The sequence below is a fragment of the Pseudonocardia broussonetiae genome (genome assembly GCF_013155125.1).
GTDB classification, from domain to species: Bacteria; Actinomycetota; Actinomycetes; order Mycobacteriales; family Pseudonocardiaceae; genus Pseudonocardia; species Pseudonocardia broussonetiae.
Map to the genome: position 1 here is coordinate 5,245,528 of NZ_CP053564.1, position 13,603 is coordinate 5,259,130.

Sequence of the window (13,603 nt, forward strand, 5' to 3'; positions counted from 1 at the left end):
GATGAAACTCCGCACGGGCGCCGTCGTCGCCGCCTCGGCAGTACTGCTCCTGGCCGCCGGCTGCAGCGGCACCGGTCAGCCCCCGTCGGCCCAGGACGCCGGCGGCGGCTCCGGGACCTACGGGTACAACTTCACCGTCGTCACCCACGGCGCCGCGGGCGACACGTTCTGGGACGTGGTGAAGAAGGGCGCCGAGCAGGCCGGCACGGACGAGGGCGTCACGGTGACCTACCGCGACAGCAACGGCGACCCCGCCCGCCAGGCCCAGCTCATCGACGCCGCCGTGAACGAGAACGTCGACGGCCTGGTCGTCTCGATGGCCAACCCCGACGCGCTGCGGGCCTCCATCGAGGCCGCCACGGCCAAGGGGATCCCGGTCATCACCATCAACTCCGGCCAGGACCGCTCCACGGAGTTCGGCGCGCTCGCGCACGTCGGGCAGGACGAGGGCATCGCCGGTCGGGGGGCCGGCGCGCAGATGGCCGCCGCCGGGGTGACAAAGGCGCTGTGCGTGATCCAGGAGGCCGGCAACATCGGCCTGGAGCAGCGCTGCCAGGGCTTCGCCGAGGGCCTCGGGGGCTCGGTGGAGAACCTGCAGGTCGAGAACAGCAACCCGACGGGCGCGCAGGCGACCATCCGGGCCAAGCTGCAGTCCGACCCGTCGATCAACGGGGTCCTGACCCTCGGCCCGGTCATCGGTGCCGCGGCGATCACCGCCGTGGGCGAGTCCGGCTCGTCCGCGCAGCTCGCCACGTTCGACCTCAACGGCGACGTCACCCAGGCCATCGCCGACGGCAAGATGCTCTTCGCGGTCGACCAGCAGCAGTACACGCAGGGCTACCTGCCCATCGTGATGCTGACGCTGTACAAGGCCAACCTCAACACCATCGGCGGCGGACAGCCGGTCCTGACCGGACCGGGCTACGTCACCCAGGAGAACGCCGCCCAGGTCCAGGAACTGGCCACCGCGGGCACCCGCTAGCAGGTCGACGGAGGGGGGCCGGGCCGACCGGCTCCCCTCCCCGGATCCCGGAGCACACCATGACCACGACCCTGAACCCCACCCCACCGCCCTCCGCCCCTCCCGCCGCCGACGAGCGCGTGGCCCGCGTCGGGCTGCTGCGACGCCTCGTCCTGCGGCCCGAGATCGGCTCGCTGATCGGCGCGGTGATCCTCTTCGTGCTGTTCGCCGTGTCGTCGACGCAGTTCTACTCGCTGGCCGGCATCTCGAACTGGCTCGACCCCGCGTCGCTGTTCGGCATCATGGCCGTCGCCGTCGCGATGCTCATGATCGGCGGCCACTTCGACCTCTCCGCGGGCGTGCTGACCGGCACCGCCGGCCTCGCCACCGCGGTGATGACCACGCAGTGGGGCCTCAACATCTGGGTCGCGCTGCTGGTGTCGCTGGTGCTCTGCCTGGGCATCGGCTTCGTCAACGGCTACCTGGTGACGCGCACCGGCCTGCCGAGCTTCATCATCACGCTCGCCACGTTCCTCATGCTGCAGGGGCTCAACCTCGCCGTCACCAAGCTGATCACCGGCACCGTGTCGGTGGGCGGCATGTCGCAGGTGCCCTACTTCGACACCGTGCGGCCGCTGTTCGCCAGCCGGATCAGCCTGTTCGGCGTCGACTTCAAGATCCAGATCCTGTGGTGGGTGCTGGTCGTCGCGATCGGCGCCTGGGTGCTCGCCAAGACCCGGTTCGGCAACTGGACCTTCGCCGTCGGCGGCGACCCGGTGGCCAGCCGCAACATCGGCGTCCCGGCCGCCCGCACCACCATCACGCTGTTCATGGGCGTCGGCGCCTGCGCGTGGCTCGTCGGCTCGCTGAAGCTGATGGAGCAGACCTCGGTGCAGACCAGCCAGGGCTTCGGCGAGGAGCTGATCTACATCGTCGCGGCCGTGATCGGCGGCTGCCTGCTCACCGGCGGCTACGGATCGGTGATCGGCGCCGCCATCGGCGCGCTGATCTTCGGCATGACCAGTCAGGGCATCGTGTACGCGGGCCTGGACAGCGACTGGTTCAAGTTCTTCCTCGGGGCGATGCTGCTGCTCGCGGTGCTCGCCAACCAGTACGTCCGCCGGTACGCCGAGCGGAGCGGGAGGTAGCACGATGACCACGACCGAGACGACGACCCCGAGCGGCTCGAGCGCCGCGACCGACGCACCGCTGCTCGAGATCCGCGGCGTCACCAAGCTCTTCGGCAGCGTGATCGCGCTGCAGGACATCTCCACGAAGGTCGGCGCGGCCGCCGTCACCTGCGTCCTGGGTGACAACGGCGCCGGCAAGTCGACGCTGATCAAGATCTTCGCCGGCGTGCACAAGCACGACGGCGGCGACTTCCTGCTGGAGGGGGAGCCGGTCTCGTTCGGCTCCCCCCGCGAGGCGCTCGACGCCGGCATCGCCACCGTCTACCAGGACCTCGCGGTCGTGAAGCTGATGCCGGTGTGGCGCAACTTCTTCCTCGGCTCGGAGATCCGCAAGGGCCGGGGCCCGGTCGCCCGGCTCGACAGCGACGCCATGCGCAAGATCGCCAAGGCCGAGCTGCTGGCGATGGGCATCGACCTGCGCGACATCGACCAGCCGATCGGCACCCTGTCCGGCGGCGAGCGCCAGTGCGTCGCGATCGCCCGCGCCGTGTACTTCGGCGCGAAGGTGCTCATCCTCGACGAGCCCACGGCGGCGCTGGGCGTCAAGCAGGCCGGGGTGGTGCTCAAGTACGTCATCCAGGCCCGCGAGCGCGGCCTGGGCGTCATCTTCATCACCCACAACCCGCACCACGCCTATCCCGTCGGCGACCGGTTCATGCTGCTCAAGCGCGGCCGCAGCCTCGGTGACTTCGCCAAGAGCGAGATCACCCGCGACGAGCTCACCGGCCTGATGGCCGGCGGCGCCGAGCTGGAGGCGCTGAGCCACGAGCTGCAGCAGGGCGGCGGCGCGGCGGCCGAGGCGGCGCAGGAGCTGGGCGCCGAGGCGCACGACCTGACCCTCCCGGCCGGATCCTCCGCCCCGGGCCCGGGCAGGTGACGCGGGTCGGGATCGGGCTGGCCGGGCTCGGCCGGATGGGGCGGGTGCACGCCGCCGCCCTGTCCGGGCGCTGCTCGGTGGCGCGCCTCGCCTGCGTGTACGACCCGCTGCCGGCGGCCGCCGAGGCCGCCGGCGCGGAGTTCGACGTGCCGTGGACGACGTCCTACGACGAGCTGCTCGACCGGGTCGGGGCGGTGGCGATCGCCTCCCCGACCGGGACGCACGCCCCGCTCACCGCGCAGGCGGCGGCCGCGGGACGGCACGTGTTCTGCGAGAAGCCGATCTCCCTGGACCGCGCGACGACCGTCGCGACGGTCGAGGCCGCCGAGGAGGCCGGGATCGTGTTCCAGGTCGGGTTCCACCGGCGCAGCGACCCCGACTGGGCCGCCGCCGCCGCGCGGATCCGGGCGGGCGAGCTCGGCGAGGTCACGTTGTTCCGCACCTCGCTGCGCGACATGACCCCGCCCGATCCCGCCTTCCTGTCCGGCTCGGGCGGCTTCTTCCTCGACGTCGTGGTGCACGACCTCGACGTGGCCCGCTGGATGGTCGGCGAGGTCGTCGAGGTGCACGCGCACGGCGCGGCCGCCGACCCGGCCTTCGCGGCGCTGGGCGACATCGACACCGCCGTGACGGTGCTGCGGTTCGCGAACGGCGCGCTCGGCGTGATCGACAACAGCCGCAGCGCCCGCTACGGCTACGAGTGCTCCACCGAGGTCATGGGCACGCTCGCCACCGCCCGGATCGACGCCCCGCACGTGCGCGGCGTCGAGTGGCGGACGCCCGGGCTCGCCTCGCGCGACCTGGCCCGCGACTTCGAGGAGCGCTACCCCTGGGCCTACGCCGCGGAGCTCGACGCGTTCGCCCGCGCCGTGCGCGACGGCACCCCGCCCCCCGTCACCGGTCGTGACGCGCTCGCCGCGTTCGACCTCGCCCTGGCCGCCGACGAGTCCTGGCGGACCGGGCGGCCCGTCAGCATGGAGGTACCCGCATGACGCGCGCGACCGACCGCATCGCCGGCGCCCCGATCTCGTGGGGCGTCTGCGAGGTGCCCGGCTGGGGCCACCAGCTCGCGCCGGCCCGCGTCCTCGCCGAGATGCAGGAGGTGGGGCTCGCGGCCACCGAGTTCGGGCCCGAGGGCTTCCTGCCCGAGGACCCGGTGGAGGTCCTCGCGCGCCACGACCTGCAGGCGATCGGCGGGTTCACGCCGCTGCTGCTGCACGTGCCCGGGCACGACCCGGTGCCCGAGGTGGAGAAGCTGCTGGAGACCTACGCGGCCACCGGCTCCGACACCCTCGTGCTGTCCGCGATCAGCGGGCTCGACGGGTACGACACCCGCCCGGTCCTCGACGAGGCCGGCTGGCGCACGCTGCTGGGCAACCTCGACCGGCTGGCCGCCGTGGCCGCGGAGCGGGACGTCCGCGCGGTGCTGCACCCGCACGTCGGCACGATGGTGGAGAACACCGACGACGTGCAGCGCGTGCTCGACGGCTCCTCGATCGCGCTGTGCCTCGACACCGGGCACCTGCTCATCGGCGGCACCGACCCCGTCGCGCTGACCCGCCAGGCGCCGGAGCGGATCGCGCACACGCACGTCAAGGACGTCGACCTCGGGCTGGCGAAGCAGGTCCAGGGCGGGCGGCTGACCTACACCGAAGCGGTCCGCGCGGGCATGTACCGCCCGGTCGGGCACGGCGACGTCGACTTCGGCGCGATCATCGACCACCTCCGCGCGCACGGCTACGGCGGCTGGTACGTGCTGGAGCAGGACACGATCCTCGTCGAGGAGCCGGTGGGCGAGGGCCCGCTGACCGACGTGCGCACGAGCGTCGACGCCCTGCGTGCCATGCTCGCTCGGTGATCGACCACTCCTCGGAACCCCTGCGCATCGGCGTCCTCGGCGCGTCCCGGATCGCGGGCGGCGCGCTCGTCGAACCCGCGAAGGAGACGGGCGACCGGCTCGTCGTCGTGGCGGCGCGCGACCCGCGGCGGGCGGCCGCGTTCGCCGCGGAGCACGGCGTCGAGCGGGTGGCGGCGTCCTACGCCGAGGTGCTCGCCGACCCCGAGGTCGAGGTCGTCTACAACCCGCTGGCCAACGCGCTGCACGGTCCGTGGAACCTCGCCGCGGTCCGGGCGGGCAAGCACGTGCTCACCGAGAAGCCGTTCGCGAGCAACGCCGAGGAGGCCCGGGAGGTGCGCGACGCCGCCGCGGCCGCGGGCGTCGCGGTGCTGGAGGCGTTCCACCACGCCCACCACCCGGTGCTGCTGCGCCTGCACGAGCTCGTCGCGTCCGGGGAGCTGGGGGCGCTGCGCCGGGTCGAGGCGGTGTTCACCATGCCGTCCCCGCGCGACGACGACCCGCGCTGGCAGCTCGACCTCGCCGGCGGCGCGCTGATGGACCTGGGCTGCTACCCCCTGCAGTGCCTGCGCTCGTTCGCGCCGTGGGCGGGCGGCGAGCCGCAGGTCGTGTCGGCGCGGGCGGACGAGCGGGCCGGGCACCCCGGCGTCGACGAGCGGCTCACCGCGCAGCTCGCGTTCCCCGGAGGCGTCACCGGTGAGGCGCACTGCGACATGGCGTCCGACGACTGGGCGATCACCTGCCGCGTGGTCGGCGAGGACGGCGAGGCGACGGCCATGAACGTCGTGCTCCCCCAGCGCGACGACCGGGTGGTCGTGCGCGGGCCCGCCGGCGAGCGCACCGAGCACCTGGGCACCCGCTCGACCTACCTCTACCAGCTCGAGGCCGTGCGGGCGCACCTGCGCGAGGGCGCGCCCTTCGTCTCCGACGCCGACGACGCCGTGCGGGGCGCGGAGCTGATCGACGCCGTCTACGGGGCGGCCGGGCTGCCGCCACGGCCGCGCACGCGCCTCTGAGCCCGGCCCGCTGTCCTGGTGCGCTGTCCTAGAGTCCGCGCATGGTGCGACGCGTGACGCAGGCGGACGTCGCGGCGCGCGCCGGCGTCTCGCGGGCGCTGGTGTCGCTGGTGCTGCGCGACGCAGCGAACGTCAGCGACCACCGGCGCCGGGTCGTGCTCGACGCCATCGCCGAGCTCGGGTACCGGCCCGACGCCGCCGCCCGGCACCTCGGGCGTCGCACCCGCACGATCGGCGTCGTCGTGCAGGACCTGCACTACCCGTTCTTCGCCGAGGTCGTCGACGGCATCCAGAGCGGCGCGGCCGAGCACGGCCTGCAGGTCCTGATCAACACCGGGCTGCGCGACCCCGACGTCGAGCGGGCGGCGATCGAGACGTTCCTCGAGCTGCGGATGGACGGGGTCGTCCTCATCTCCCCCGCGCTGCCCGACGAGCGGCTGGTCGAGGCGGCGGGCGTCGTGCCGACGGTGCTGGTGGGGCGCCCGCCGGCCGGGCCGGGCGTTGACGCGGTCGTCACCGACGAGCGGCTCGGGGGCCTGCTGGCCGTGCGCCACCTGCTCGACCTGGGCCACCGCCGCATCCTCGACGTCACCGCCGACGTGCCCAACGCGGCCAGCACGGGGCGCGAGGCCGGGTACCGGCAGGCGCTGGAGGAGGCCGGGCTGGGCGACGCCGCGCGGATCGTGCGGACCAGCGACGACGTCGTCGCGGCCGCCGGGTCGTGGCCGGGCGGGGCGCGGGCGACGGCGCTGTTCGGGCACGACGACTTCGTGGCCGTCGACGCGTGGGCGCGGCTCGTGGAGGCGGGCGACCCGGTCCCGGCGGTGGTCGGCTACGACAACACGAACTTCGCCGGCCTCCCCCTGCTCTCGCTCACCAGCGTCGACCAGCCGCGCCTGCTCATGGGCCGCACCGCGGTGGAGATGCTGGTCGAGCGGGTGGCGGGCCGGACGGATCCGCGGCACGAGGTGCTGACGCCCACCCTCGTGGAGCGGGCGAGCAGCCGTCGGGCCCCGGCGTCCTGAGGGCGGCGCACCGGTCTCGTGGCTCGCACACCGGCTGCGGGCGGTGTGCGGAGTGCGGGGCGGTGTGTGGGGCCGGCAGGCGTCGGCGGCCTTCACGCGCCGTCGGGCGCCGGGGGCGCTATGGCTGCACCCGAGCCCGTTCCTGAGTTCCGCGGAACGCCGAGGGGGCGGGCAGCAGCAGCGGGGCCGGCCGGCCGAAGATCGCCACTTCGGCGCGTTCCCGGCCACATGCGGCCCGGAGCGCGCCGAGACGGTGATCATGAGGCGACGAGGGACACGGAGACGGGCGACCCGGCCGCCGACCGCACGGTGGCGGCCCTGCCGGAGACCGGGCTCACCTCGGGGCGGCCACCCGATCCGGCCGACGCGCGATCGGTACGGGGTGGTCGTCGGCGGTGGCCGCGACAGCCACAGCGTGCCGAACGCGCCGTCCCACCGCGACTCGCACGCAACGAGAGCGCGACTCGCGGGGTCTCAGACGGTGAAGGCCTTCCGGAACCGGTCGAGGGCGCGCTCGGAACCGTCGACGGAGGGGTCGGAGGCGAACGCCTCCATCGCCACCACCCCCTCGTACCCGGCGTCGGCCAGCGCGCGGGCGACGAACGGCCAGGCCACCTCGCCGGTGCCGGGCTCGCAGCGGCCGGGGACGTCGGCCACCTGCACCTCCCCGACGAACGGGACGGCGCGGCGGACGAGTTCGACGAGGTTCCCCTCGCCGATCTGGGCGTGGTAGAGGTCGAGGTTCATCCGCAGGTGCGGGCTGCCCACGGCGCGGACCAGGGCGAGCGTGTCGGCGGCGCGGGCGAACGGGGTGCCGGGGTGGTCGACCTCGGTGTTGAGGTTCTCGATCACGTAGGTGACGCCCGAGCGCTCGGCCAGCGCCGCGACCCGCTCCAGGGTGCGCAGCGCGGCGAACCACATCTCCCCCGTCACGACGTCGACCGGCCGCACCGGCAGGCCGCCCTCGCCGAGGCCGGTGCCGTGGATGTTGAGGGTCGGACAGCCGATCTCGCGCGCGAACGCGATCGACGGCTCGGCCGTGCGCAGGAGGGCGTCGGCGCCGTCGGGGGTGGTCAGGTCGCCCTCGACGTAGCCAGTCATGGACGTGAAACGGGCACCGGTGGCGGCGAGCACCGCGGCGTCCTTGTCGGTCCAGCCCCAGATCTCGCAGGCGAAGCCGCGGTCGTGGATGCGCCGGACCCGCTCCGGGAGCGGCAGGTCGGTGAAGACCATCTCCGCGCAGACGGCGAGCGTGAAGGGCATGGCACATCCTCGGGGTGGCGGCGGTTAGCACGTGCTAACAGCGTCGTCGCCTCCGGCGGCACCTGTCAAGGGCGCTCGAGCACCTCCAGGAAGTGCGGGTTGCTCATCACGCCGAGCAGGTTGCCGAACGGGTCGACGACCGACGCCGTCACGAACCCCTCACCCCTGGGCTCCACCGGGAGGTACTCCACGGCGCCGAGGTCCCGCAGCCGCGCGACCGTCGCCTCGAGGTCGTCGACCGCCCAGTGCAGGATCGCCCCGGCCGGCCCGTCCCCCGCCTGCGGCCGGTAGGCGCTGCTGATGATGCCGAACTCGGCCTCCGTGTCGCCGACCCGGAACTCGACGTAGGCGGGCCGGCCGTCGGATCCGGACCGCTCGAAGTAGGGCTCGACGCCGAACACCTCGGCGTACCAGCGGGCGGCGACGGCGACCTCGTCGGCCCAGACGTTGAGGGTGGCGAATCCGCGGAAGGTGGTCATGGCACCGATCCTGCCGCCCGAAGTGCTCACCTCCTGAGCACTTTCCCTGCCAGACTCACGAGGTGCGCGCGGACCGGCTCGTGGCCACCCTCCTGCTCCTGCAGGCCCGGGGGCGGGTGACGGCGGGGCAGGTCGCGACCGAGCTGGAGGTCTCGGTCGCCACCGCCCGACGCGACCTGGAGGCCCTGTCCACCGCGGGCATCCCGGTCTACCCGCAGCCGGGCCGCGGCGGCGGCTGGTCACTGCTCGGCGGCGCCCGCACCGACCTGACCGGGCTCAGCGCCCCCGAGGCGCGGGCGCTGTTCCGGCTGCTCGGCCCGGCCGCGTCGCCGGGCGGCGCCCCCGAGGCGCGCTCGGCGCTGCGCAAGCTGACGCGCGCGCTGCCCGCGGTGTTCCGCGAGGAGGCGGCGGCCACGGCGGGCTCCGTGGTCGTCGACGCCGCCGCCTGGGGCGCTCGCGACGACGACCGGCCGCCGCTGGTCGACCTGCTGCAGGGCGCGGTGGTGCGGCGCCGCCGGGTCCGGCTGCGCTACGCCGGGCGCACCCGCGAGCCCACGGAGCGGCTCGTCGACCCGTGGGGCCTGGTCGACAAGGACGGCCGCTGGTACCTGGTCGCGGGCACCGACGCCGGGCAGCGGACGTTCCGCGTCGACCGGGTCCTCGACGCCGATGTCAGCGACCTGGCCGCGGCGCGGCCCGAGGGGTTCGCGCTGGAGCGGGCGTGGGAGCGGGTCGTCGACGAGGTGGAGGCGCGGCGCGGTCGGCTGACCGCGACGCTCGTCGTCGAGGCCCGGTCCGTGCCCGTGCTGCGCGCGCAGTTCGGCCGCCACTGCGACGCCGGCCCGCCCGGTCCCGACCGCCGCTGCGAGGTGCGCGTGGGCGCCCCGACCGCACTCGACATCGCACGCACGCTGGCCGGCTGGGGCGCCGCGGTGCAGGTGCTCGACCCGCCGCAGGTGCGCGCCGAGCTGGCCCGCATCGGCGCGGAACTGGCGGCGGCCTACCCGTGAGTCAGGGCGGTGGGGCGGTGGTGCCCCGGACCACCAGCCGCGGCGACAGCACCCGGTCCACCGCGTCGACGCGGTCGCCGTCGAGCCGCTCCAGCGCCACCGCGACGGCGGTCCGCGCCTGCTCGGCGGCGTCCTGGTTGACCGTCGTGAGCCGGATGTGGGCGAGGCGAGCGGGCTCGGCGTCGTCGTAGCCCACCACCGACACGTCCTGCGGCACGCGGACGCCGCCGCGCAGGAACACGTCGAGCACGCCGAGCGCGCAGCGGTCGTTGGCCGCGACGACCGCCGACGGCGGGCCGGCGTCGAGCAGCGCCCGGGCGGCCCGCGCCCCGGCGTCCTCGCTGTCGCCGCCCGGCACCACGCGGGGCTCCAGCCCGTGCCGGGCCATCGCGGCGAGGTAGCCGGCGCGGCGGTCGTCGGCCATGTGGGCGCTGCCGCCGTCGACGTGGGCGATCGCGTGGTGCCCGAGCGCGACGAGGTGGTCGACCGCGTCGCCGACGCCGTCCCCGTCGGCCACCCGGACCACGTCGAAGCCCTCGGGGGGCAGCCGGCGCCCGATCACGACGGTCGGCACCCGCGCACCCAGCGCGGCCAGCGCGGCCGGCGAGAGCCCGGGCGCGAGGAGCAGCAGCCCCTCGCAGCGCAGGTCGAGCAGCGTCTCGACCACCCGCTCCTCGTCATGGGTGCGCGTGATGCCCGACAGCGCGAGGGCGTAGCCGTGCTCGTCGGCGGCGATCTGCACCTCCTCGGCGAGCTCGGTGCGGAACGAGTCGCGCAGCAGCACGGGCACGCCGAGCAGGTGGGTGCGGCGCCGGGCGAGCAGGCTCGCGGTCCGGTCGGTGCGGTAGCCCAGGCGCGCGGCGGCGTCCAGGACCCGCTGGCGGGTCTCGGCGCTGGGCCCCGCGACCCCCCGCAGGACGAGCGACACCGACGCCGTCGACACCCCCACGGCGGCGGCGACGTCCTCCAGCCGCGGCCTCTTGACAGCTCCGGTCACGTGCCGGAGGGTACACACCGTTAAAGCGCTTTAAGACCGAACGGAGGCGACGATGCCGACCGGTACCCCCGTCCTCGACGACCTGCTGGCCGTCCTCGACGACCGCACCGACCCCGCCGACTTCCCGCACGCCGAGTCCGTCGAGCAGAAGGTGCTCGTCTACTCCGCCGACGGGGTGCGGGCCGCCCCGCCCGCGGAGCTGGTGCGGGCCTTCGCCGACGGGCCCGGCGTCGTCGTCGTGCGCGGTGCGCTGGAGCGCCGGGTCGTCGACCGCGCCACCGCCGAGTTCGACGCGATGGTCGCCGAGCAGCACGCCGCCGGACGCCAGGTGGGCGACCACTTCGCGGCTGTCGACGAGAACGGCCGCGGCACGAACGACCGCGTCTGGAACGCGCTCGAGAAGCTCGCCGTGCGGGCACCGGACGTGTTCGTCGACTACTACGCCTCCGACGTGCTCGCCCTCGTCGCGCTGGCCTGGCTCGGCCCGGGCTATCAGGTGACCTCGCAGGTCAACGTCGTGCACCCGGGCGGGCAGGCCCAGGTCGGGCACCGCGACTACCACCTCGGCTTCCTGCCGCCCACCGAGATCGTGCGCTACCCCGCGCACGTGCACCGCCTCTCCCCCGTCCTCACGCTGCAGGGGGCGGTGGCGCACGCCGACATGCCGGTGGAGTCGGGCCCGACGCTGTACCTGCCGCACTCCCAGAAGTACGGCGACGGCTACCTCGCGACGGCGCTGCCCGAGTTCGCGCGGTACTTCGAGGAGCACCACGTCCAGCTGCCCCTGCGCACCGGGGACGCCGCGTTCTTCAACCCCGCCGTCATCCACGGCGCGGGCACCAACCGCACCGCCGACGTCCGCCGCACCGCCAACCTGCTGCAGATCAGCTCGGCGTTCGGGCGCGCGATGGAGAGCGTCGACCGCGCCCGGGTCTGCCGCGCGGTCTACCCGCACCTGCGCCCCGGGCACGAGCACGCGATCGCCGCCGCGGCCGAGGGCTACGCCTTCCCCACCAACCTCGACCGCGACCCGCCCGTCGACGGTCTCGCCCCGCCCAGCCAGGCCGACCTGGTGCGGCGCGCGGTGACCGAGGGCTGGGACGCGGAGGCGTTCGACGCCGCCCTCACCGAGCACGCGGCACGACGGGACACGCACTGATGGGCCTGCTCGACGGCATGGTCGTGCTCGTCAGCGGCGGCACCCAGGGGGTCGGCGCCGGCGTCGCGCGGGCCGCGGTGCGCGAGGGCGCGCACGTCACGATCAGCGGGCGCCGCATCGACGTCGGGGAGAAGGCCGCCGCCGACACCGGCGCGCGGTTCGTCGCCGCCGACGTCGCCGACCCGGCGCAGGCGCGGGCGTCCGTGGCCGCGGTGGTGGCCGAGCACGGCCGGATCGACGGCCTGGTCAACGCGGCCGGCCTCACCGACCGCGGCACGCTGCTCGACACGACCCCGGAGCTGTTCGACCGGCACGTGGCGGTCAACCTGCGCGGCCCGTTCTTCACGATGCAGGCCGCCGTCGCCGACATGGTCGCCCGCGGCGAGCCCGGCTCGGTCGTCAACGTCATCTCGTCCTCGGAGCTGGGCGGGCAGCCCTACCTCGCGCCCTACGTCGCCGCGAAGGCCGGGCTCGCCGGGCTCACCCGCAACGCCGCGCACGCCCACCGCCACGACCGCGTGCGCGTCAACGGCGTCGACATCGGCTGGACCGACACCGAGGGCGAGGACGCCGTCCAGCGCCGCTTCCACGACGCCGACGACGGCTGGCGCGACGGCGCCGCCGCCCGGCTGCCGATGGGGCGCCTGGGCCGCGTCGACGAGATCGCCGACTTCGTGGTGTTCCTGCTCTCGCCGCGCAGCGGCGTCGTCACCGGTTCCGTCGTCGACTGGGACCAGAACGTGCTCGGAGGACTCGACTGATGGGAACCGCGGACATGAGGCTCGGACTGATCGGACTCGGCCGGATCGGCGCGTTCCACGCGCAGACCCTCACCGACCTGGAGCAGGTCGGCTCGCTCGTCGTCGCCGACGCGGCGCCGGGCGTCACCGCCGAGGTCGCGGCGCGCCTGGGCGCGGAGCCCGCCGACTCCCCCGAGAAGCTGCTGGCCGCGGGCGTCGACGGGGTGCTGATCGCCGCCGCCACCGACGCCCACCCCGCGCTGCTGCGCGCGGCCGTCGACGCCGGGCTGCCGGTGTTCTGCGAGAAGCCGCTGGCCGCGGGCCTGGCCGACGCCCGCGCCACGGCCGACGCCGTGCGCGGCGCCCCCGTGCAGATCGGCTACCCCCGCCGCTTCGACGCCGGGTTCCTCGCCGTGCGCGGCGCCGTCGCGGCCGGCGAGCTGGGCCGGGTGCACACCGTCCGCTCCACCACGCTCGACCCGGCCCCGCCGCCGCGCGCCTACCTCGCGGGCTCGGGCGGGCTGTTCCGCGACTGCACCGTGCACGACCTCGACGCCGTCCGCTGGGTCACCGGCCAGGAGATCACCGAGGTCTACGCCGCCGGCGCCGACCGCGGCGACCCGATGTTCGGCGAGCTCGGCGACATCGACGCCGCCTCGCTGCTGCTCACCATGGCCGACGGCACGATCGGCGTGATCTCCAACAGCCGCTACAACGCCCGCGGCTACGACGTGCGCCTGGAGGTGCACGGCGCCGCCGACAGCGCCGCCGCCGGGCTCGACGACGGCCTGCCGATCCGCCCGCTCGGCCCCGGCGCGCTCGCCCCCGCCGGCCCGGCGCACGCGTTCTTCATGGACCGCCTCGCGTCGGCGTTCCGGGCGGAGCTGGCCGCGTTCACCGAGCTCGTCGCGGGCACCCGGCCCTCACCCTGCACCGTCGACGACGCGCTCGCGGTGGCCGTGGCCGCCGAGGCCGCGACAGTGTCGCTGCGCGAGCACCGGCCGGTGCGGACGGACGAGATCGCCTGAGCC

The 13,603-nt window shown here is 75.0% G+C and carries 14 protein-coding genes; 11 read left to right on the forward strand and 3 right to left on the reverse strand.

The features are described 5' to 3' along the window. Position 1 precedes the first annotated feature (1 nt). Genes HOP40_RS25460 through HOP40_RS25490 form a run of 7 tightly spaced genes read left to right on the forward strand, consistent with a single transcriptional unit; the run spans position 2 to position 6,924 of the window. Positions 2-982, forward strand: a complete 981-nt coding sequence (locus HOP40_RS25460) for a sugar ABC transporter substrate-binding protein (protein ID WP_172162824.1) — start codon at positions 2-4, stop codon at positions 980-982. Between the two features lie 59 nt (positions 983-1,041). Then, positions 1,042-2,109, forward strand: coding sequence for an ABC transporter permease (locus tag HOP40_RS25465; RefSeq protein WP_172162827.1), 1,068 nt, complete (start codon positions 1,042-1,044; stop codon positions 2,107-2,109). A 4-nt stretch (positions 2,110-2,113) separates the two neighbouring features. After that, complete coding sequence (locus HOP40_RS25470) at positions 2,114-3,028, forward strand: ATP-binding cassette domain-containing protein (protein ID WP_172162830.1); 915 nt, start codon at positions 2,114-2,116, stop codon at positions 3,026-3,028. Then, entirely contained in the window at positions 3,025-4,020 is a 996-nt protein-coding gene (locus HOP40_RS25475; RefSeq protein WP_240157273.1) for a Gfo/Idh/MocA family protein, read from the forward strand. The genes HOP40_RS25470 and HOP40_RS25475 overlap by 4 nt, the downstream gene beginning before the upstream one ends. Beyond that, the gene (locus HOP40_RS25480; RefSeq protein WP_172162833.1) at positions 4,017-4,886 is read left to right on the forward strand and encodes a sugar phosphate isomerase/epimerase family protein; all 870 of its coding nucleotides are present in this window, start codon (positions 4,017-4,019) and stop codon (positions 4,884-4,886) included. Before HOP40_RS25475 ends, HOP40_RS25480 begins: the two co-directional genes overlap by 4 nt. Next, positions 4,883-5,899: a Gfo/Idh/MocA family protein gene (locus HOP40_RS25485; RefSeq protein WP_240157274.1), complete on the forward strand. Its 1,017-nt coding sequence runs from the start codon at positions 4,883-4,885 to the stop codon at positions 5,897-5,899. The genes HOP40_RS25480 and HOP40_RS25485 overlap by 4 nt, the downstream gene beginning before the upstream one ends. 41 nt (positions 5,900-5,940) lie before the next feature. Beyond that, positions 5,941-6,924 (forward strand): LacI family DNA-binding transcriptional regulator, encoded by a 984-nt coding sequence (locus HOP40_RS25490; RefSeq protein WP_172162836.1) that lies wholly within the window; start codon positions 5,941-5,943, stop codon positions 6,922-6,924. 474 nt (positions 6,925-7,398) lie between these two features. Here HOP40_RS25490 and HOP40_RS25495 read toward each other — a convergent pair whose 3' ends face one another. Both HOP40_RS25495 and HOP40_RS25500 read right to left on the reverse strand, forming a co-directional pair. Then, on the reverse strand, positions 7,399-8,187 hold the full coding sequence (locus tag HOP40_RS25495; RefSeq protein WP_172162839.1) for a TIM barrel protein: 789 nt from the start codon (positions 8,185-8,187) through the stop codon (positions 7,399-7,401). 65 nt (positions 8,188-8,252) lie between these two features. Next, positions 8,253-8,666 carry a VOC family protein gene (locus HOP40_RS25500; RefSeq protein WP_172162842.1) on the reverse strand — a complete coding sequence of 138 codons (414 nt, stop codon included), beginning with the start codon at positions 8,664-8,666 and terminating at the stop codon, positions 8,253-8,255. Positions 8,667-8,728: 62 nt separating this feature from the next. Here HOP40_RS25500 and HOP40_RS25505 point away from each other — a divergent pair, with 62 nt between their 5' ends. Then, positions 8,729-9,676 carry a helix-turn-helix transcriptional regulator gene (locus HOP40_RS25505; protein ID WP_172162845.1) on the forward strand — a complete coding sequence of 316 codons (948 nt, stop codon included), beginning with the start codon at positions 8,729-8,731 and terminating at the stop codon, positions 9,674-9,676. A 1-nt stretch (position 9,677) separates the two neighbouring features. Here the strand turns inward: HOP40_RS25505 and HOP40_RS25510 are convergent, their stop codons facing one another. Further along, entirely contained in the window at positions 9,678-10,673 is a 996-nt protein-coding gene (locus HOP40_RS25510; RefSeq protein ID WP_240157275.1) for a LacI family DNA-binding transcriptional regulator, read from the reverse strand. Positions 10,674-10,725: 52 nt separating this feature from the next. On the opposite strand from HOP40_RS25510, the gene HOP40_RS25515 reads away from it, so the two are divergent. Genes HOP40_RS25515 through HOP40_RS25525 form a run of 3 tightly spaced genes read left to right on the forward strand, consistent with a single transcriptional unit; the run spans position 10,726 to position 13,600 of the window. Next, the gene (locus tag HOP40_RS25515) at positions 10,726-11,832 is read left to right on the forward strand and encodes a phytanoyl-CoA dioxygenase family protein (RefSeq protein WP_172162851.1); all 1,107 of its coding nucleotides are present in this window, start codon (positions 10,726-10,728) and stop codon (positions 11,830-11,832) included. Beyond that, positions 11,832-12,593 (forward strand): SDR family oxidoreductase, encoded by a 762-nt coding sequence (locus tag HOP40_RS25520; protein WP_172162854.1) that lies wholly within the window; start codon positions 11,832-11,834, stop codon positions 12,591-12,593. The genes HOP40_RS25515 and HOP40_RS25520 overlap by 1 nt, the downstream gene beginning before the upstream one ends. Before the next feature lie 14 nt (positions 12,594-12,607). After that, complete coding sequence (locus tag HOP40_RS25525) at positions 12,608-13,600, forward strand: Gfo/Idh/MocA family protein (RefSeq protein ID WP_172162857.1); 993 nt, start codon at positions 12,608-12,610, stop codon at positions 13,598-13,600. Positions 13,601-13,603 lie beyond the last annotated feature (3 nt).